This is a genomic window from Bacteroides sp. MSB163 (assembly GCF_036416795.1).
Taxonomy (GTDB): Bacteria; Bacteroidota; Bacteroidia; order Bacteroidales; family Bacteroidaceae; genus Bacteroides; species Bacteroides maternus.
The window spans coordinates 2,227,009-2,249,054 of the sequence record NZ_CP143867.1 but is presented as its reverse complement, the minus strand read 5'-3'; the positions used below and the strand labels follow the sequence as shown (position 1 = coordinate 2,249,054).

The following is a 22,046-nucleotide window of genomic DNA, read 5'->3' as shown; positions in this document are numbered from 1 at the left end:
TTTATAGTCCTGTTATCTTTTCTTTTGTCTACGCCGCTTTTTTCTCATTCATTTGGTAACAAGTTGCTATATTCCCGTTGTATTGGGTTATAAATAGTCCAATAAATATAGATTTAGTAAGTGTAATGAGCTCCTTTCCTGTTTTTCTCAGTTTTGCACACATCTTTTTGATATTAAAAGCTATGGCAAAGAAGGCAAAGTCCATTGTCACCTTGTCTTCTCCCACATGCCGGAACCCCTTGTATGCCATGTTGTATTTCATTTGTCCGAAAACAGCTTCCGGTTCTATACACCGCCTGCCCCTATACCTGACTCCTTCTTCTGAGACTAACCTTTCCCGTGCCTGCCGTTTGTATTGGTTTAACCGGTGGTTGACTTCTATAATACGGTTCCCCCGTGCTTTAAAACAACTTCCATGCAAAGGACAACCTTCGCATCTTTGTGCTTTGTACCGGGCACTTTCGGTGATGTATCCGCTCGCTGTTTTGTCATGTCTGGTTCCTATGCGGTTCATGTGTTGCCCCATCGGACAAACGTAATAATCCTCCCCCGCATTGTAATGGAGACTTTCCGCATGGAACGGGTTGGGAGTATAACGGGGACGCTGCTCTTTATGGAAGTAGTTGTACTTGACAAAGGCCTCTATCCCGTTTTCCTGCATGAACCGGTAATTTTCTTCCGAGCCGTAACCGGAGTCTGCCACACCGATACCCGGTAAGCGGTTATAGCGGTGCTGGAAGGAGTGGAAGAAAGGGATCAGGGGCAGCGGATCGGTGGGGTTGGGAAACAGCCGGAAGTCTATGATGAATTGGTTTTCAGTACCTGTTTGTAAATTATACCCGGGCTTGGTCTGCCCGTTCTTCATGGCGTCTTCTTTCATACGCATGAATGTAGCATCAGGATCGGTCTTGGAATAGGAATTACGTTCTCCAAGGACTTCAAGGTGATTGTCGTATTCCATCAGCTTGTCACGATACCCTTCAAGTTCCCTGACCTGTTTCTTCTTTTCACGCAGAGCTTTCTTTTGTTCCTTGTCCTGTGTTACAGGCTGGTGTTCCAGCACTTCTTTGAGTTCATCCACTATATTAGAGAGCATGGAGGGAGTCAACTCAACGGATGTGTCTTTTACAGAGTTCTCCTGTACAATGGCTTCATCCACCTGCTCCAGAAGGATGCGAACCTTATTCAGCAACCTTGTACGGTTCTTTTCGACTGTCTTGCGCCAGACAAAAGTATATTTGTTGGCCTTGGACTCAATCTTGGTACCGTCGATATACTCCACGTCAAGACTGATGAAACCCTTATCGGCAAGGACAAGAACCAACTGCGTGAAAACGTTGTTAATCTCCTCCTTTACACGGTTACGGAAACGGTTGATGGTTATGAAATCCGGATGCTCATGACCGGCAAGCCAGATATAATGAACGTCACGCAAAAGAAGCTTCTCTATTTTACGACAGGAATAGATATTATTCATGTAAGCGTAGATAATTACCTTAAGCATCATTTTAGGATGATAAGCTGAGCGCCCCGTTTCTTTATAAAGCTTCTTGAAATTATCAAGATTGAGATTATCAACAACTGCATTGACTATGCGGACAGGGTCGTCGGCAGCTATGTTTTCATCAATTCTTTGTGGAAAAAGAACGGTTTGGTTGGGAATGTAAGGACGAAAATGTAACTTTGCCATAACGAAAAAAATGATGCCTAAAGTTACATAAACTTTGGGTAATAACAAAGCCTGGGCTTGGGAAAGTCCGGGCTTTGCGCATAAAAAAAGGTTGTGCCAGCATTTTGACACAACCTCCTTTATCGAAAAAACTTCTTATTCTACAACCAGTAAATGAAATACTTTACGCTGGTTACTCAAAGTCTTCAATGTAGCGGCTCCCTGTCCATTGTCCATACCCAACCATAGACCAGTCACCTTGCCACTTGCGTCCAAATCCCAGTCATACAATTCAAGGAATCCACCTCCTTGCGGAACATTGCCGACAGGCGGTATAACTTCGCCATTCTCATCAGTCTTCCCATTATTGAACTGAAGTTCAAAATTCAACCAGCCACCATCAACTCCACTCATCTCAAAGAACATATCAAGATCCTCCGGAAATTGCACCAAAGGCATTCCGTACCAGTCATCAGCAGCAAGAAAAGAGTATGTAGCAGTAGTACTTGTTCCCTGATTATTCACGAATATCAGTGAGCCATCACTTCCAAAAGTTAGCCTAAACTTATCCACATTCGCAATATTAGCGGCAGAATAAGTCCAATTGGTCCAATCGGGCAAAGTGGAGGTTACATAGTTGGCTTTCATACCATCAGTAATGTTATCATAGACCCAATTATTGGCCCATGTACATATGATGTGTTCATAATCCAGTCTGTACGTACGAGAGCTGCCACCTGTCAGCCTTTTCTTAATAATTTCATTCTTGTCCTCAGTGCCACCTGCACCAACAGCCGTAGGGTTAAAATGATAAGCTATATATTCCGTATCCGGTTTATCAGGATTAGGGATACCTAACCACATGCCCGACAGATTACCTTCATTATCTTTTTCTATGCTCAAGATACGCAAAGTATTCGCATCACTTACATGGAAAGTCATCCAGCCTACAATAGTCACTGTAGGTATCGTACCGCTGAAAGCATAAATACCTTTATCATCCAAAGTATAGGACATTTCAGTTTCGCCGCCATCAGGAGTTACAAAAGTGGCTTTCATTTCTTTACTGTCCAAAATCATTGCAAATCCTTCGTATGCCGCCGGATCAGGAGTTCCCAGCCAATCAGGATAATCAGACAGAGAAGTCCATCCATTCAGCAACTTGCCGCTTTGTGATGCCCAGTCCACAGGATTCTTTTTAGATAATGTCCATTTGATAGTGGTGGACGTGACAACGCTCACAGTTTCCGAAACATCATCTTTCCAGCCATCCGGCAGTTGCGGCTCCGATGGTTCAGGCTCTTCCGGTTCGGGCACATAGTTATCAGCATATTCTTTGGAAACGAAATTCCAGCAATACACACATTTACCTTCACCGGACAATGCCTCGTCACGGTAATTACCAATCATCAACTGATTTTCTGTAAGTACCAGAATTTGGAAACCATTTCTGAAATCCACAGCCTTACCATCTGCCCAGGCACCATGCACGAAATCTACATCAATGGCTGACATCGTATGATCATCCGTATTCATGCTGAACATACCTTCAGTTACCGTTTCCTGTCCGTCGGTAAAACGATGAACGGTCAACCCTGCTTTTCCCTCAAGCGAGAAAGTCATATAGGAGTTAAGATCGTCTGCTGTAATGCCTACATCACCATTACCGGGTTCCCACCAAGTTTTATCCTTGGCATACCAATTATTCTTTCCGGCATCGGCAATCATATCAAGATAAGTCGCAGTCGGATCGAAACACGAATAAAAGCCTTGTTTCATCCCATAATTACCCGTATCAGGCACCCAAGTCTTCGAATTTCCGGCACCACCTGCCAGAAAATCCCACATTTCACCTGTTACGAAATCAGCACAGAAATCCTCTACAGTAAAAGTTGCCGGTTCACCATATACAGCGCCACCTCGGGTTTCTACTCCAAATTTCACGGTGTATGTGCCGTCAAAGGCCATTTTTAATGTAATCTTCTGTTCCTGGCTACGTCCCATCGGATGTTCCCAAAGAGGAGTGTACTTGCTGCCCATCTTGCTTTCCAGATAGACAATATTAGGATTAGCGGCATCATGGGTTATTGTGTAGGCTATTCCTTCTGCCAGATCATCCGCTGTAACATCGGGTATTTCCAACTCGTTGCTATCTGGTGTACAGGCAACGAATATCAGCACCAATACCACCAACGAAGCATATATTTTATAAAATATCTTTTTCATGATTCTTTAGTTTTAATAGTTATCACCAGCCGGTATTTTGTTTCAAAAGTCCATTAGAGAGAGTTATCTGGTTCTGAGGGATCTGCATCAGTCCGCGCTTATCCTTTATATTAGCAGCATCAATAGTGATACTTTCTTCCTGATTACCAGACAACACAGTCAGGTTACTCTCAGCTATTTCATTAGCCGCATAATCTACACCTTGGCGAAGCAGATCCCAATAGCGTATACCTTCGAAAGCAAATTCAAGCATACGTTCCTTCATGATGTTTTCTTTGGTAGGAGCCACTCCCGTAGGTACTTTTGCACGACTACGGACTTCATCCAGACAATCCTGCGCTGTCTTCGTAGGTGTTCCACCCAGTTCTGCCGCCATCAGCAGGACATCGGCATAACGGAGCACAATATAAGGCTGGTATTGTTTTTCCTGTACCGCACTGGTCGATGTTTGTTCCGGAACAGAAGAGACACCATTATAATAGCAAGTCGGAGTATACTTCTTGATAGCATAACCGGTATACTCACGTTGGTCTCTCAGGTATTCATCAAAACCGGTTTTCGCCGCAATGCCCTCTCCGGCTATGTCTATGATGGAAGCAGAACGACGGGCATCATCTGCTGAATAAGCATTCCAGATTTTAGGATGCACAGTACAACAGCCCCAGCCGTAAGCATAAGGAGAGTACCAGAATTTGCGGAGTCCCAACATTACCAGCCAACGGTTACCGTCCACGTCACCACCTGTATTATAACGGTCATCCGTATAGTTGAATTTCATTTGCAGGATGACTTCATCATTAATTTCCTTATAAGTAGTCTTTTCTGCATCCCAAGCCTCAGCAGCCGATTGGGAAACGCTGGATGCAGCCGGCCATAAATCTTTGAATTCTGGCAGCAATTTATACTCTTTTGAGGTTATGATATCATCCAGATAGCCTACCACTTCATCTTTGGTTACATTAGCCAAGTCCTTACCATAATATCCGGTATAGAAGAGATACACACGGGCCATCAAAGCCTCAGCGGCATATTTAGTGATGCGACCGTCATTAGCAGAGGCTTCTGCTTTCGGGTATGCATTGGCCGGAATATTCTCAATAGCGTATTTCAGGTCTTCAACGATAGTAGCATATACGGCATGGGGATCCGACTGTGGAACATTCTGATCCGTCGGCTCCGTTAATAGCGGAATGTTCTCCCACAAACGTACCATATCAAAGTAGCAGAGGGCACGTATCACACGACATTGACCTATCAGTCGCCCTCGTGCAGTCTCGTCGCCCGCCCATTCAAACTGTCCCATTGCTTCATATTTCAGAATTTCATTACAACGGTAAATGGCTCTGTAATAAGAGTCCCAACTTGTTTCAAGCAAACTTGTACCAGCAGAATAACGTCCTATATCAAAGCGGTCAACCACCTGATAGTTGGGTGCATCCGTGACGCCCGTTCCTGCAAGGCATTCATCAGCCATCAGTTCCGAGCAAATATAGAATCCCCACGTATCATCCGAAGTCGTACGTTTCCAGGCATTATAACAGCCTATCAGGGCGAGCTCAGCATCATCTTTGCTCTTATAGAAGTTTCCGGTGTTAGATGAGGTCTTAGATTCCACATCTAAAAAGCTTTCCGCACATGAAGCCAATGTAAGTCCTCCAAGTACCAACGCTATTATATTCAATTTGAACTTATTCATAGTTTATTCCTTTTAATGTTATCATTAGAACTTAAGGTTTACCCCAAACAGGAAAGTACGGGGACGAGGATAGAAGCCCTGGTCTACGCCCGATACCCATTTCTCGGAACCATAGCCTACTTCCGGATCCATACCATCGTACTTGGTGAATGTGAATGCATTCTGCACCTGCACGTACAGGCGGGCCTGTGAGATGTATTTTATCTTCATCAGCTTGCAGAAATCATATCCAAGGGTAATGTTACTGATACGCAGGAAATCGCCATCCTGTACATACAAATCAGAAAACATCCAGTTATCCGTAGTGTTGGTCACGCGGGGAATTCTGTTGGAAGTGCCCTCACCTGTCCAGCGATCCAGAATAGCTGTAGTATAGTTAGACTGCTTATTGGCAATCTGTCTGAAAGACTGGACTATCTGATTTCCCACCACACCATTAGCATTCAGCGAAAAATCGAAACCTTTATAATCGAAACCTATTGTAAAACCATACGTGAAATCAGGAATACCATTTCCTAAATCAACCTTATCAGCAGTGTCGATGGTTCCGTTATGGTCCACATCCACATACTTCACATCACCCGGCTGGGGATTGGACTGAAGAACGCCATTGCCTGCTGCAATCCAATCCTGGATTTCCTGCTGGTTCTGGAATATACCCGCCGTTTTATATCCCCAGAAATAACCAATGGCATGACCGTTCTGTGCACGGTAAAATTCTTCTGCGTTATCATACAATATACCGGTCTTACCATGAATAATACCATCCTCGGTAGGGATATTGCCTACCTCATTCTTGTTATACGCACCATTGATGCCGATGTTGTAGTGAAAGTCTTGCCCAATCTGATCGTTCCAGGTGAGAGCCAGTTCAACGCCGGTATTTTTCACATCACCACCATTGATAAAAGGACCGTCTGTTCCGGCAGTAGACAAAACCGGAGCCTGTACCAACCAGTCTTTCGTTGTCTTGATATAGAAATCAGCATTCAGCCCCAGACGACCATTCAGGAAGCGGGCATCAAGACCAATATTAGTTTGTTCAGATGTCTCCCATTTGATGCCTTCGTTAGCCAAGCGACTGGGGAATGCACCCTGAACATATCCCGGGCTGGTAGCACCGGACACTTCTCCAAATGTATAGTAACCGGAATAAGACACCGGAGCCAGGTATTGATAATTATCTATATTATTGTTACCCACTTGTCCCCAACTAACGCGAAGTTTCAGGTAATCGAGCCAGGATTGGGTCTTTTCCATCCATTTTTCATTGGTAATAGTCCAACCGGCAGAAACAGAGGGGAACCAACCATAGCGGTGTCCGCGGGCAAACTTGGAAGAACCGTCGCAACGCAGTGTAGCATTCACCATATAAGTTTCTTGCCAGTTCCAGCCCAAACGTCCGAAGTAGGATACATTGCGGGAACTGTCCCAAGGCTTTCCGGATGCAGAAAGACCGGTATCTTTGGATTGTGCCGTACCATTGTTGACATAAGCCTTATCCCAACTATCAAAGCCGTTGGTCAGGTATGCCTGTCCTGCACCTACATCAAAGCCATCGGTACGTGAAGATTCCATACCGATCAGTGCATTCAGCGCATGATTGCCCCAGTTCCAGTCGTAAGAAGCCGTATTCTGCCAGGTAAGGGTAAATCCGTCACCGGCACTTTGTTCTACAGAGGTATAAGTTCTGTCGGTATAAGAGTCAAACTGATATTTCGGAGTAAAGCTGCGGTAGTTATAAGAAGAGTAAGAAGCTGCAAATAAAGTTCTTACTTTCAAATTCTTAATCGGTTCTATTTCGGCATAAACATCACCGGCAAAGGTATTATTCTTATTCTGGGACTGCGACAGGGTCATCATTTGTCCGTAAGGGTTTCCGTCACCGCCATTCCAGTCAGAAGCAGCCGTATTATTATAAGGAGAATTATACTTGCCATTATCACTGTAGATAGGAGCCAGAGGAGAAGTGTTAAAGGCAGAATATAATTTGTTGCCATTGTGTCCGTTACCCTCATCATTCATATTCTTATAGTTCTTATGGATGAAGCTGACGTGCTCACCAACTTTCAGAAAGTTGTTAAACAGCTTGTGTTCGGAGTTTATACGGAAGTTGTAGCGTTCATAATCGGAAACCTCATTACCACCAATGATACCTTCCTGAGACATATAACCCAGTGACATAGCATAAGTGGAAGAGGCAGATCCACCCGTGATACCCAGTGAATAACTCTGCATTTTTGCATTATCCTTAATCATGGAGTCAACCCAATCTGTATCATAAATATTCCCGTCAGCATCATGAATACTTTTATAACGGCTCCAGTCATAAGCACTCTCTCCAGAGTTCAAGGCCTGTTCATCCATAATCATCATATATTCCTGAGCATTCAGCATATCCACTTTGCGAGCAGCATTCTGTATACCATAGTAAGCATCAAAAGAAACTGATGCTTTCCCTTCTTTACCCGATTTTGTAGTAATCAATACCACACCATTGGCAGCCTGTGCACCGTAAATAGCAGCCGAAGCTGCATCTTTCAGAATATCTATAGATTCGATATCAGCCGGATTCAATGTAGAAATATCACCACCCACCCCATCAATAAGGTATAGCGGTTGTGAATTACCTACTGTTCCCAGACCACGGATTGACACCTTCATATCCTTACCCGGCTGACCTGTAGTAGAGGTAATCGTCACACCTGGCGTCTGCCCCTGCATGGCTTGCAAAGGGTTGGTTGTGTTCAGTTTGGCAATGTTTTCCCCCTTCACCTGAACCGTAGCGCCGGTTACCAGCTTCTTTTTCTGAACGCCGTAACCTACCACGACTACTTCATCCAACATTTCGGTATCTTCTCTCAATGCTACATTGATAACCGAAACATCGCTTACCTTAAACTCCTGAGATTTGTAGCCGATATAAGAGAATACCAGCGTTTGCCCGGGCAGGGCAGTTACAGAATACTTACCGTCCATATCGGTAATAGCACCAATGGAAACCTCTTTCACCTGAACGCTGACACCGATCAACGGCTCATTGTCCGTAGCAGATGTCACAACTCCCGAAATGGTTTTGCTTTGAGAAGGGTTAGCCTGAAGGCTACTGATTGCAGGTACCAGAAATAGAAGTACCAATGCAACACGGCATAAATGCAGATTTATGCACTTTTCAAAGAATGTCTTTCTCATCGTACATTGTTTAATGGTTAATATCAAAGATTTTATTGTGTTCTTTTTCGTTTACAAAAGAAACCACGACAAATGTATGGAATGAAGTTGAAAGACTTTGAAAAGAATGTTATGAAGAGGAGACAGATTGGTTAATCCTCGCTCCTGAAATGTTATTAATAAAGGTACAATTTGTTTTTATCCCCCTCACAGAGGTACTGTGAAGGGGATAAAGACTTACTGATTCACTACGAAATTACGTATCTGACACCCGGTTCTCTCACCTTTGGCTATACGCAAACGCAAGGTATGCCGACCGGAAGCCAGTTCTGTTTCCAGCATATACACCCACGGAATGTATAGGTTTCGGCTCCAATCGGTAAATGTATCCAGCTTCTTGAACGGAGCCCCATCCACACTGTATTCCAGCACACAGGCTTGCGGACCGGCTGCGCAGAAGATACCTACAGCGCGTCCTTCAAAAGAGAATGAAAGACTGGCTCCGGCACGATCAGCCACCAACATGGGAACATGTACGAAACCTTTACGGGTATTCCCTTTCACTGTAGGCGTCCAGTCATCCACCACTTTCCAACCATTCAGTTGCTTAGCGGAACGGATATCCGCAAATACACCTTTACCATAAGAATAGGAATCTATCGGTTTTTCCGGTACCTCATGTGCCCGGACGGTTTTCTTTGCCACGTCGCCACTCCATTCAAGGTCGAAAAGACGGTTTATAGCGGCAGCATAATATGTATGACCGTTCCAAGCAGGATGTGTGCCACCAAATTCTTTCCAATCAAACTCACCATCGCGCATACGCTGCGCCACTTCTTCCGCCAGATTGATAGAGGAAACATAATAATGATTGGCTACACTTTCATGATTCATAATAACCTGGGGTTGTATACCCTTGTCCAACAAAGGTATGAATGGATCGTAGATAAAGTGAAGCATGACAATATCCATTTCCGGACTGACAGTACGGGCATGACGAATAATACCCTCCATACCGCGTGTCTGCCGGATATAATCGAATCCGTTTGTATCATCATTTACCGCTGCCTCAACAAACAGCAAATCGGGCATACCTTTCTGCAATACATCATTTTCAAAACGGAAAGCATGAGGAGTGCTTCCGGTAGAAGGTATTCCGGCATCAATGAACGTGAATTCAGTTTCCGGGAAACGCTGTTTAAAATCTTCCTGTATCATATTCCGCCAACCACGCATTTCGGTAATGGAACCACCCAGAAAAGCGACGCAGCCTTTTTTCTCTTTCGCAAACTTCAGATAAGAATTAGTAAGGCTACCACGTTGATGGATCACTTGTTTCTTCTGATAATCCGGTTGGTTACGGATTATAAAATCAACAACCGGTTCAGCATTATCCAAGCTATGTGGATGATGATCGCAACCGGGTTTCAATATGATTTCGACATTACCTCCCAAAGCACGATAACGTTCAGCAGCAATCTTCATGTGCTTTTCATACGGCACAATCTTGTCACTATCACCACAAACGCCCATCACTGGAATACCGGCAGCCGCTAATGGAGCCAGGTTATCAATCGGATTTCCTTTGAAGTCTTTTGCATTTTCTTCAGTCAATCCCCATTCTGCAAGGAAACCTTTCCAGAAATCACGTTCCCAGTTCTCGGAGAAATAGAGCATATCGCATACAGGAGCATCTACATAGATACAGGCCACTTTATCAGGATTATTTGCCGCCCAATTAAATGCGAATAATCCGCCACGGCTGAAGCCTTCTAACGTCACTTTGGGAGAAAGACGATAATACCTGCGCATGACTTCATAGAAATCACTGCCCAGACGTTGCGCACGCGGACTTCCATAAAGATGAGTCAAATCATAATACGCCACATGGAAACCTTTTTCCAACAAAGCCTTATCTACCGAAGGGAAAGCTCCGAAAAATGCAGGACGCCATATCCAGGGACGCCCTTCCGCTACCTTGCGGGGAGCAACAACGATAGCGCGGCGTGCATTACAAATAAAATCATAACGATCGAACCCTTCCCATTGCGACTTCTTACCGGGGAAAGGTTGATCGGTAACAATTGCAGGCGCCTCATTACCAGTCAGTGTACGATAAAGTTCACCGGCAATCAATGCAGCTCCTTGTTCATTGGGGTGGATACCATCTGTATAGTAATCAGGATACGGCTTCAGCAATGCATAGAGATCTACAACAGGCAGATGGCGTTTCTTCGCAACACTGCGTATCACAGGAATGATACCGTTTGTAATCACGCTATCGTTGATACCAAAATTTCGTTTTACGGCAGGAACGGGCAAGCATAGATATATCTTAGGTTTAGAAGGCAATTCCTGAAGAATATCCAGCATTTCCGTCAAATCCTTCTTAAAGTCTTTTCCATAACGCCAGTTCCAGGGTTTGCTGTCATTCGTTCCCAATTTAATGGTAACGATATCCGGCTGAAATGCCAAAAGATCACGAAACTTCTGTTCATGCATATAAGGATGATCCCCCTTATTCAACAATACACGGGCACTAATTCCGAAATTGCGGACATCGTACCCTTCACCCAAAAGCTGGGAAAGCAATCCCGGATAACTGTTCTGAAACTGATTTTTAATTCCTGAGCCATAAGTGATACTGTTTCCGACACAGGCAATCTTTACAGGTTTCTTTTCTTGTGCCACTGCCCACAGACTGAACAAGCACAAAAAAAGTAAAAGAGTGTTCTTCTTTTTCATAATATCTATATTAAATATGCTCCATAGCTTTTTTGACCGACACAAAGATACATTTTATTTTAAAACCAAAGTCTAATGATTAGTCACTTAAAGGTTATCAACACTTTCGTATACGTATTTAGCTTGGATAAAATCTCCATCCTCGCTCCATAAATAGATAATATCTTCAAATCTTCTATTTCCTGAATAATACTCCCTTCCTTAGGATACAAAAGCCGTGTCTATGCGGTCGAGCATGCCGTTGGTGGAAGTTATCAGATCGTCCAGTTCGCCATGGTTACCGGCTGTCTTAATCCGAATATTCAGATTATTTTCCCGGATGCGCCGTAGCTCTTTCAGAATACGCTTCATCGGTGCCAGCATGCGGTTGGCATAAAATGTAATCTGCCTCATCAATGATTAGAAACCACTTTATGGAAGGATGGAACGGTGTGCGCCCATCTTTTCATAGGGCAATGTAAACCAGAAAGTAGAACCTTTACCTAACTCAGACACCACTCCTATCTCACCTTTTAGTTCCTTCACGATATTCTGTGAAATAGCCAGTCCAAGTCCGGTTCCTTGTTTGAAAGAATCAAGTTTTACAAAACGGTTGAATATATCCGCCACCTTTTCAGAAGGGATACCGGTACCGGTATCTGTCACAAAGAAACGTATATAGCCATCTTTCGGTTCTTCATATCCGAACGTAATACTCCCGGCATTCGTAAACTTCATGGCATTACTGATGAAATTATTCAGCACTTGGGTAATTCTGCGCTGGTCAGTGTACAAAAAAAGATCCGGCAGGGGTGTCACTGCACATATAGTGACATTCGCATTCGGTTGTCTCATCCTGGCAGCCTGCTCTATTTCAGATAACATCTTATTTACGTCTATATTTGCATAGACATATTCCAGTGTACCAGCTTCTATCTTTGATAAATCCAGGATGTCATTGATCAGTTGCAACAATATATCATTATTCTTACTAATGATACTAAGGTATTCTATCCGTTCATCTTCCGATACATCTTCGGCCAGTATACTCGAAAAACCAACTATTGCATTGAGCGGAGTACGTATTTCATGGCTCATATTAGCCAGGAAAGCTGATTTTATACGATTGGACTCTTCAGCCTCTTCTTTAGCCAGACGCAGTTTACGTTCCAGAATCTTCTGGTCTGTAATATCCCAAGCCGTATAGAGAATCCATTTACGTCCATCGGAGAATGAAACTATATTATTATTCTGGAAGGTAAACCGTTCCTCGTTCTTATTCGTAAAGAAACGCCTGGTACCGGATTGGGCAATTCCCGTTCTTACCAATTCTTCATCTTCTTTCCTGATCATCGTTGCAGCCTCAGGCATTATATCGAAATCAGTCCTTCCAATCGCCTCCTTAGCCGGATATTCAAAGAGCTCTTCAGCCTTTTTATTTATAAAAGTATAACGCATATCATTATCGACATCTTTCACTTTAGCTGCAATAGGAAGGTTATCGAGAATGTTTTCAAGCAAATGCAGATGCTCCTGCCACTCGGTTTCTTTCACTTTTTTGATACGCTTGTGCATAAAGTAAAATAGCAGTAGGACAATAGCAGTACCCAGGACAATCACAACATAAATAATATTCTTCTGAATAAAACCAGGCGGAACATCATAATAAACCGCATTTTTAGGAAAGTTATCTAATGAAACTCCCTTGTCAAGCAATGTCTGGTAATTAAGATAGGTATTGGGCGTACCGGCAACAACCGTTTTCGCCCCGTATGTACCATCCTTTTTCAGTGCACCTCTAATTTCACCGATAACGGTACTTTCCACATCGGAACTGCCTATATAATGTCCACCGGCAAATAAAGCATGCCCCCTTGTGAACTGGTCAGACAACGAGAATACCGGCTTTTTAACTATACCGGAAATATAAGAATGCATTCTCTCATCAGGATAATATTTCTCAGACAAATTCTGACTGGCTACATTCACCCATGAACAGTAAATAATGCCTGTTTCTCTACCAGATTCGCTAATCTTGTGAAGCATCGTTTCTGTATTTGTCTGAGGATAAGTAATAAATTCCATATCCAAATCAGAAAAGTACTGCTGATGTATTTCTTCTGCTTTTTTCCGAATTAGAGAACAGATAAATCTGTCATCCGATAACAAGACAACCTTTTTCATTTCAGGAGTAATCTCCTCCATCAATTCTATGGTTTCTTTAATGCAAACAGGAATATTTATGGCAGTCACGTTATACCGTTCCAGCATTTCCGGTGTAGCGATAATCTGATCTTCAGGTATATATTCACCTTTATAATACTTATTTATATCAGCCGACGTATGCGGCATCGAGTGGCAAATAATTGTAGGTACCCCTTTCCAGATAGTGTCAAAAAGCGGTTTGCAAACATACCATCCCGGATCGCCTACAAATATGACGGCTTGGGGAGGAACAGAATATTTATCCTTTAGATAATCAACCTTCTGATCTATTTCCTGTTGATTATTGAAATGCCATGTTGTGAGAGTCTCCGAATATACCTTCACCGAATTTTCTTCATTGAATGCCTTTTCTACAGTTTCAAGCAGATCATAAGCCCATTTCTCACGAAAAGTGGAAGAACTGATAAGAACAATATACTCTTGATCTTTCGTATCAGCCATCGCCTTGGGCGCCAGAAATAAACAAGCGAAAATAGCAACCGCAAGTATTCGAAATGTCAAAGGGGGATACAGAAATGTATTCTGATTTGGCATATTGGGTAAATATTAAAATATAAAATGGCAAAAGCTTCTCAACTATCCTTTGCAAAGTTAGGAAAAAATAAATGCTTAAGAAATATCCAATGACAAATTTGCATATTACGTTCATCTTTTTGTTGTTTATATCCGCATTAAACATAAGTTGTGATATAAAACATTGATGAAATAGAAAAAATGTCGCATTTATAACTTTAATTCAAGGATATGATAGAACTTCCAACCGAAGAAGAAATAAAGAAGTTTATTACATCCAACAATTATTAAAGCATAAACCAAACCAACAACACTGACAAAAGGACAAACCAAACTTGTTTCTTATTAATACAACAGAGCATCTTTTTTATGGAAGTCTGTTCAATGTCTTTCCGAAAAGAATCCAATAATATTATCCGTTGTTTTCCTATCTTTGCATTAAAGTAAAAGATACTCATAATGAACAATATAATAAGAAAAATAAGAGAATACTATCCTGTTCCGGATGACTCATTGGACACGCTAAAAAGCTATTTAAGACAACAAACTTTTCCTGTTAAGACCATTATCATACAAGCAGGAAAACTTGATAGGCGGATTTACCTCATAGAAAAAGGTATAACACGTTCATATATATTGCATAACGGAAAAGAAACTACAACTTGGTTTTCCATGGAGGGAGATGCAACTTGTGGTTCGTGGGACTTGTATAGAAACAAAGCCGGATTTGAATATGTAGAAACCTTAGAAAAAACATTGGTCTATTCCATTTCCATAGACACACTGAATACATTATATCAGAAAGATATTCATATAGCCAATTGGATGCGAGTATTACAACAGGAAAATTTCTTGTGGCTTCAAGAAATGCACATAAACAGATTGACCCTCTCCGTCAAGGAAAGGTATATAAAACTGTTACAAGACTTTCCTAATATCTATAACAGAGTAAATTTAGGATATATCGCATCCTATCTTGGAACAACCTTGCCTACTTTAAGCAAAATCAGGTCGGAATTAGTAATGCGATTTTAAGATAGAACAAAAAAAGATTGTTTTTCCCTTTCTATCTTTGCTCTTGATTATACAATATATTCTATGAGCAAAAAAGAGAAAGTTTTTGAATATTTACAGCAATTGGGTATTCACTATGAATGTCACGAACATCCGGTAGCACCTACGGTAGAAGTAGCCAAGTTATACTTTGGTGATATTCAGGATATTCAGTATTGCAAAAATTTACTCCTTCGCAACCACAAGGGCGATAAACATTATCTTGTCATTTTTGATTGGAATCATCAACTGGCTATCCGGGATTTCTATATTAGTACTTGTCACTAAATACTTATCAAATAATATGAAAACAGAATTGGAAAAATGTTTGGCAGGAGAAACATTCAATGGCGGCGATAAGGAACTGGTTGCAATGGCATTGAATGCCAAAAGATTACTAAAGGAATTGAACAACGCAGACTATGCCGATGTAGAACTAAAGAAAAGTATCCTACAGAAATTATTCGGAAAAATAGGCGAAAATGTTCATATAGACATAGACTTCCATTGTGAATATGGGAAGCATATTTTTGTTGGCAACAAGGTAGTTATCAATATGAATTGCACATTTGTCGATAACAATATTATTGAAATCGGCAACAATGTTTTGATTGCGTCCAACGTGCAGCTATATACCGCTACCCACTCGACAAAAGTAAATGAAAGAATGGTCGATAAAGAAGATATAGGAACGGAAATTTGCAGAACGTATGCATTACCCATAAAGATTAGTGACGGTGTATGGATTGGAGGAGGAGCAATCATTCTTTCTGGTGTAACTATTGGTAAAAACAGTGTTATTGGAGCCGGAAGTGTTGTTACTCGTTCCATCCCGGATAATTGTGTTGCCGTTGGAAACCCATGCAGAGTTATAAAGTATATTGACAATAAAAATGACGAAATATAAGCATATCATTTTTGATATTGACGGTACATTAATAGATACCGAATATGCTGTGATACATTCACTAATAGAAACGGTCACAGAGATTACAGGAAGTACCCCTCAATATGAAAATTTGAAATTCGTGTTAGGTATTACCGGTAGAAAAGCATTGGAACAACTTAAAATACAGGATATTGAAAAGGGATTAAAATTATGGGATATTAATATGAAACTGTATCAGCATACTATTAAACCTTTCCCCAATATCAAAGAATGTTTATCTGCACTTATGCAAAAAGGTTATAGTTTAGGTATTGTAACCTCTAAAAGACGTATAGAATACCAACTTGATTTTGAGCCATTAGGTTTAGCGAAATATTTCACCACTGTTATATGCGCTGATGACACTCACGAGCACAAGCCTAATGCTGCTCCCTTATTGGCTTACTTGGCAAAAGCCAATGTAAATATTCAAGATTCTATATATATTGGTGATAGCATTTATGATATTCAATGCGCTACAAATGCAGGTATGGATTTTGGTTTAGCGTTGTGGGCAAATAATATATCCAGCCCTACACAACTAACTCATTGCTTCAAAACTCCTAACGATATAGTTTCTTTTTTATCTAAGTACTAACTAATAATGATGAAAGTCTTATTACATCAGAGATTTTTCCGCCTACTGTCGGAATATTTGCAACACAAAGTTCCTACATCTGAATTGTCAGAAGCTATCGAAGAACTGACTACCCTTTTTTCAATCATCCGACAGTTGATTTATGATTTTGACAATCTTGTTTTTGAGTTTCACCAATTCCACCGCTACCAATGCGAAACTTCCGGTGTTTGCCCGGTGCGCCGAATATGTCTTTTTCGGACTGCCCCCTTTTACGTTGATCCCAATAAGTTAGAGGAGTAGAAAAGAAAAGCGGAGAGAGTTTTTCAACTTTCTCCGCTTCAGTACCCTCAACCGTTCTGTTCTCGAACCAATTCTTGCATGATTTGAACTTGATTTGGGAATTAAGAGAATGGATAACTCATCCATAATATTATAAAATGCCAGTTAAAACAAAATTTTGAATGTATTGAACTTCTGATTTCTTATATTTGCAACACGATGTTTTACCATATAAGATTATAAGAATAATAAAATAAAAAACAAGATGCCCAAATATTCAAATTCAAGCATAACAGCTAAAATCGGAATAAATTACGTTAGAACTATAGTTGAAGAATCTGGGTCTTTATTCCATAAAATTGAACAAGAAAATGATTTAGGGATAGACGGAATTATTGAATTTATCCAAGATGGTACTCCTACAAATAAAAGCATAGCTATACAAATAAAATCAGGAGATTCCTACTTTAACAGTAGGAATCAAGAACTTTCTATTCCAATAGATAGCCATTATAATTATTGGCTAAATTATCCATTACAAGTTTTCGGAATTGTATATATTCCTAACTTAAAGAATGCTTTTTGGGTTAATATCAAAACATACATAGAAACTATACGTAATTCTTCACTCATAAAATTTCCAGTGACTCGAATAAATCAATTTAATACAATAGATTTCAAGCGATTATTTCAACCTTTAATATTAAACACAATACCATTAGTTTCTTTCAACGAAGCCTTATCTTATTTCAATTCAGACGATATTTCTGAATTTAATTTGGGAATGACTATTATGTTTGAAAAATATATAAATGAAGAAAAGACTTGGAATACATTTTTAGACTATATACAAGAAAAGGAGGCACACGAAATTCCTCATAAACTAATTTATTACTTGGCACACATCCCTTGGCATCCAGATATATGGTATTCTGGTAATAATATTTCCAATAATATCAAAGTCCTAGTTTTAAATAAGATATATAACTATAACAAAGCAACCGTAATTAAATTATTATCTATTATTGGCGACAATATGATATGTCGAGGAAGTATTGGGCAATCGATTGAAGCCATTCTATCAAAAGTCAAAAACATAAATTCATATTTAGCAGATATTATTACTGAAGATAGTACCTCAGCCGATATCATCCAAAACGCGAGTATTATTCTAGCTTATTACATAGGGAAAAAAAGTCTCCCTCTTCTTAAAAAAGCTTATGAAAAAAAACATGATTTATTGTCATTGATAAATTGCATCAACAAATATGAGAGTATAAATCCATATTCATAAACAATATAGGATAAATTCGAATTATCTTGAACAAGATTCATATGCTATATAGCTAATAAAGAAAAGTCGGACTGACCCAGAAAAGTTAACTGGTTAAAATCGAATTTGATGGAAAAACATATCGAACCAATTCTTATAACAAAGTGCTTGATTTAATATATCAGCAAACCAATGAGTTACGAGGAGTAGAAAAGAAAAGCGGAGAGAGTTCTTCAACTTTCTCCGCTTCAGTACCCAGACCCGGTACAAACCATAGAAATCATAGGAAAACAAAAGAATTTATTCACCTTATTATCAACAACTTGCATATTTCTTATTTTCTCCATTTTTGCCATATTTTGCCCATTTTCTGTTATTCAGTACACTTTTAGTACACTTTGAAATATCATTTTCTTTTGTACCTTTGCAATATCAGAAAACAAAAGAAAATCAACTATTTAGCGTAATCACCCGGTTATGGTACCTAAATCGGGATAAAACCTCTAAACAATGGCAAAGTTAGAAAATAAAACGAAAGAAAACCCCAAGTTAGAGCAGAATAAGCTCTCGGATGGTAGAATTAGCCTTTACTTAGAGTATTATTTAGGTAGAGAGGAAAAACCCGTATTAGATGAAAGCGGCAATCAAGTGTACTATGATAGTGGAAAGATGCAAGGCAAGCCCAAGTTTGCAGTAAAGCACAATAGGCGAAAAGAGAACCTTAGTCTGTATCTGATAGATAAGCCCCGTACTCCTGCGGAACGCCAGCGGAACAAAGAAACGTTGGAACTTGCCACAAAGATACGTGCAGAGCGTGAGCAGGAATTTAAAGAAAGTATGTTGGGCTATCGGTTAAAAAAAGATAGAACGGTCAATTTCTTAGACTATTTCCAAGCCTATATCAACAGTTATACCAAGAAAGATATTCGCATGGTACAAATTGCGCTTAGCCGTTTTAAGGACTTCTTAAAAGAGCAATACCCCATGAATGAGTTTAGTATCAAACCGGAACTTATTACCAAAGAAATGATGGAGCAGTTTGTAGCCTATTTGCAATCCCGAAGTGTGGGTGAGGGAGCTAAAAGCATTTACCAGCGTTTTAAGAAAGTTATTCGATATGCGATTGACCACGATGTAATGTTGAAAGACCCATGCAAAAGTGTTACCTGCAAAGTGGATAGCCAAATGCTTCGGAAAGATGTTCTTTCTCCCGAAGAAATACAAAAGCTGGCGGCTTGCCATTATGACAACGAGAACCCGAATGTCAGACGGGCTTTTATCTTTTGCCTATACTGCGGTTTACGCTTCTGTGATGTAAAAGACCTGACCTATAAGAATGTGGATTATGCTAATCGGTTATTGAAGTTTGAGCAAAGCAAAACAAAGGGACATTCAGCCAGTAGCGGTGTGGTTATTCCTCTGAATGACGGTCTATTGTCTATCATTGGCGAAGCCCCGGCAGACAAAAACTGTTTGATATTCGATTTGCCTACTTACGAAAGCTGCTGTAAATCAGTAAAGCGTTGGGTAAAGAGAGCCGGGATAGACAAACATATAAGCTGGCATTGTGCCCGGCACTCGTTTGCCGTGAACATTCTGAACAATGGGGCAAATATAAAAACCGTAGCCAGCCTTTTAGGACATAGCGGATTGAAACATACAGAAAAATACACCCGTGCGGTGGATAAATTAAAAGAGGAAGCAATAAACAGTTTGCCCGAACTAAAGTTTTAACCATAAAAGACTTATCTTTGTAACTATGAACTTTGAAGCATTAGTAAAACATATCAGCACGATACAGAACACGTTGCAGGCACAAGCCGCACACGCTGTAAACCTTGCCCTTACTTCCCGTAACTGGCTTATGGGGTGCTATATCGTGGAATTTGAGCAGAACGGAGAAGACCGTGCCGCATACGGTGAACAACTGTTGAAGAAGCTGGAGCAACGACTGAAAACAAAAGGTCTGAATGAACGTAGATTCAGGGAATTTAGACGACTGTACCTTGTTTATCCACAGCTAAAAGAGTCTGTCACACAATATATTGCATCACAAATACAAATTCGGCAGTCATTGACCGCCGAATTCACTGAACCAATTCGGCGGTTGGTGACCGCCGGATCTGAAAATGGCGTTTGGAAGCTATCAACAAAATACCCACAAACCGAAACATGGATGATTCCAGCTGATAGATTATTCAACAGATTATCTTCCACCCATTTAAATACTATATCAGGAATTGAGAACCCGATAAAACGTGCTTTCTATGAAATGGAAACTATTCGTGGATGCTGGTCTGTAAAAGAGTTAGAGCGGCAAATCGCATCTTTATATTACGAACGTAGCGGACTATCCAAAAACAAAGAAGCCCTCTCCGCTTTAGTCCAGCAACAAGTAACCTTATTGCAACCCAAAGATGTTATCAACACTCCTGTTACTTTAGAGTTCTTAGGATTGAATGAACGTGCATTAGTGACGGAAAACGATTTGGAACAATCTATTCTTGATAACCTGCAACACTTCCTGTTGGAAATGGGACATGGTTTCTGCTTTGAAGCCCGGCAAAAACGTATCTTGATTGATGAAGATTATTTCTTTGCCGACCTCGTATTCTATCACCGCATTTTGAAGTGCCATATCATTGTGGAATTGAAGATAGACAAATTTCGCCATGAATACGCCTCGCAACTAAATATGTACCTTAACTACTTTAAAGCGGAAGTGATGCAGCCGGACGATAATCCACCTATCGGTATTCTACTTTGTACGGAAAAGGGAGATACATTAGTAAAGTATGCCACTGCCGGATTAGACCCGAACATCTTCGTACAGAAGTACATGATAGAACTTCCAAGCGAAGAAGAAATAAAAGCATTCATTTCTTCCTCAAATTGTTAAAAGTAATACTGGCAAAAAGAAATACCCTTTATTCTTACTCTTTTCGCCAGTACCTATATCTTACAGTCAACAGAAAATAGTTTAGTACGGTTTGGATATATAGACAAAAAACAGACTAAACTTTAAACCTGGAAATTCAGATATTTTTTATACATTTCTCTTATATACAAATGATAACCGAATTCAATTCATATATGAGTAACATAGACATAGACTTCTTCAAGGAGTTGTGTCTGAAACATGGAGAATTACGACATTATAAAAAGAATGAGTTTATTCTCCATGAAGGTGATGCATGTTCTTTCTTCGGGTTTATCTTGTCAGGCGTAGTCAAATACAGTTGCACCAACCGGACAGAAAACAAACCGTATAATGTCGGTTTTTCCTTTCCAAATGAATTTATAGGCGATTATCCCACTTGCTTATATGGCATGAAATCAGAATTGAATATACAGGCGATAATCCCGTGCAAGATTTACATCTGTTCTTCTGCATTCTTACAGCAAAAATTCGAGGAGAACAAAGAAAGCCAACGGATAGCCCGTATCGCAGCCGAACAGATGTTTTTCCAATCATATTCACGTTATTTGGATTTATTCAGATTCACACCGGAAGAGCGTTACCTCCAACTTTTAAAAAAATGCCCTGCAATCCTTCAAATGGTATCACTAAAAGAAATAGCATCCTACCTCAAAATTACACCCGTACACATGAGCCGAATCAGACGCAAGCAAAGTCTTGACAACAAAAAATAAACATAGGTTTAGAAATTTACATTCATAACAATATTCCAGGAGTATCTTAATCTG

14 protein-coding genes and 2 pseudogenes are annotated in these 22,046 nt (G+C 40.5%); 8 read left to right on the top strand and 8 right to left on the bottom strand.

The window, feature by feature from the left end; genetic code table 11:
- Positions 1-28 precede the first annotated feature (28 nt).
- The 7 genes and pseudogenes from VYM24_RS07840 to VYM24_RS07810 all read right to left on the bottom strand — a co-directional run bounded on the left by VYM24_RS07840 (position 29) and on the right by VYM24_RS07810 (position 14,153).
- Positions 29-1,690 carry an IS1182 family transposase gene (locus tag VYM24_RS07840; protein ID WP_330941908.1) on the bottom strand — a complete coding sequence of 554 codons (1,662 nt, stop codon included), beginning with the start codon at positions 1,688-1,690 and terminating at the stop codon, positions 29-31.
- Between the two features lie 135 nt (positions 1,691-1,825).
- Positions 1,826-3,895 carry a hypothetical protein gene (locus VYM24_RS07835; protein ID WP_330941907.1) on the bottom strand — a complete coding sequence of 690 codons (2,070 nt, stop codon included), beginning with the start codon at positions 3,893-3,895 and terminating at the stop codon, positions 1,826-1,828.
- 22 nt (positions 3,896-3,917) lie between these two features.
- On the bottom strand, positions 3,918-5,591 hold the full coding sequence (locus tag VYM24_RS07830) for a RagB/SusD family nutrient uptake outer membrane protein (RefSeq protein WP_291550101.1): 1,674 nt from the start codon (positions 5,589-5,591) through the stop codon (positions 3,918-3,920).
- Positions 5,592-5,615: 24 nt separating this feature from the next.
- Positions 5,616-8,783 carry a SusC/RagA family TonB-linked outer membrane protein gene (locus tag VYM24_RS07825; RefSeq protein WP_330941906.1) on the bottom strand — a complete coding sequence of 1,056 codons (3,168 nt, stop codon included), beginning with the start codon at positions 8,781-8,783 and terminating at the stop codon, positions 5,616-5,618.
- 216 nt (positions 8,784-8,999) lie between these two features.
- Positions 9,000-11,507 carry an alpha/beta fold hydrolase gene (locus tag VYM24_RS07820; RefSeq protein ID WP_330941905.1) on the bottom strand — a complete coding sequence of 836 codons (2,508 nt, stop codon included), beginning with the start codon at positions 11,505-11,507 and terminating at the stop codon, positions 9,000-9,002.
- A 204-nt stretch (positions 11,508-11,711) separates the two neighbouring features.
- Positions 11,712-11,882: pseudogene (locus tag VYM24_RS07815) on the bottom strand (HAMP domain-containing protein); the annotation flags it as partial.
- Between the two features lie 36 nt (positions 11,883-11,918).
- Positions 11,919-14,153, bottom strand: coding sequence for an ATP-binding protein (locus VYM24_RS07810; RefSeq protein WP_330941903.1), 2,235 nt, complete (start codon positions 14,151-14,153; stop codon positions 11,919-11,921).
- 531 nt (positions 14,154-14,684) lie between these two features.
- On the opposite strand from VYM24_RS07810, the gene VYM24_RS07805 reads away from it, so the two are divergent.
- The 4 genes from VYM24_RS07805 to VYM24_RS07790 all read left to right on the top strand — a co-directional run bounded on the left by VYM24_RS07805 (position 14,685) and on the right by VYM24_RS07790 (position 16,804).
- On the top strand, positions 14,685-15,260 hold the full coding sequence (locus VYM24_RS07805; protein WP_291550095.1) for a Crp/Fnr family transcriptional regulator: 576 nt from the start codon (positions 14,685-14,687) through the stop codon (positions 15,258-15,260).
- 63 nt (positions 15,261-15,323) lie between these two features.
- Positions 15,324-15,566 carry a YbaK/EbsC family protein gene (locus VYM24_RS07800; protein ID WP_291550094.1) on the top strand — a complete coding sequence of 81 codons (243 nt, stop codon included), beginning with the start codon at positions 15,324-15,326 and terminating at the stop codon, positions 15,564-15,566.
- 16 nt (positions 15,567-15,582) lie between these two features.
- On the top strand, positions 15,583-16,185 hold the full coding sequence (locus VYM24_RS07795; RefSeq protein WP_330941902.1) for a sugar O-acetyltransferase: 603 nt from the start codon (positions 15,583-15,585) through the stop codon (positions 16,183-16,185).
- A complete protein-coding gene (locus VYM24_RS07790) occupies positions 16,172-16,804 on the top strand; it encodes an HAD family hydrolase (protein WP_291550092.1) in 633 nt (210 codons plus the stop codon). The genes VYM24_RS07795 and VYM24_RS07790 overlap by 14 nt, the downstream gene beginning before the upstream one ends.
- 120 nt (positions 16,805-16,924) lie before the next feature.
- Here VYM24_RS07790 and VYM24_RS07785 read toward each other — a convergent pair.
- Positions 16,925-17,026: pseudogene (locus VYM24_RS07785) on the bottom strand (plasmid mobilization relaxosome protein MobC); the annotation flags it as partial.
- Positions 17,027-17,330: 304 nt separating this feature from the next.
- Between VYM24_RS07785 and VYM24_RS07780 the strand changes: the two are divergent.
- The 4 genes from VYM24_RS07780 (at position 17,331) to VYM24_RS07765 (ending at position 21,992) form a co-directional block, all read left to right on the top strand.
- The gene (locus VYM24_RS07780; protein ID WP_330941901.1) at positions 17,331-18,359 is read left to right on the top strand and encodes a DUF4365 domain-containing protein; all 1,029 of its coding nucleotides are present in this window, start codon (positions 17,331-17,333) and stop codon (positions 18,357-18,359) included.
- Positions 18,360-18,848: 489 nt separating this feature from the next.
- Positions 18,849-20,072, top strand: coding sequence for a site-specific integrase (locus VYM24_RS07775; protein ID WP_007662074.1), 1,224 nt, complete (start codon positions 18,849-18,851; stop codon positions 20,070-20,072).
- A 25-nt stretch (positions 20,073-20,097) separates the two neighbouring features.
- A complete protein-coding gene (locus VYM24_RS07770; protein WP_007662073.1) occupies positions 20,098-21,237 on the top strand; it encodes a PDDEXK nuclease domain-containing protein in 1,140 nt (379 codons plus the stop codon).
- A gap of 170 nt (positions 21,238-21,407) precedes the next feature.
- Positions 21,408-21,992, top strand: a complete 585-nt coding sequence (locus VYM24_RS07765) for a Crp/Fnr family transcriptional regulator (RefSeq protein ID WP_317193219.1) — start codon at positions 21,408-21,410, stop codon at positions 21,990-21,992.
- Positions 21,993-22,046: the final 54 nt, after the last annotated feature.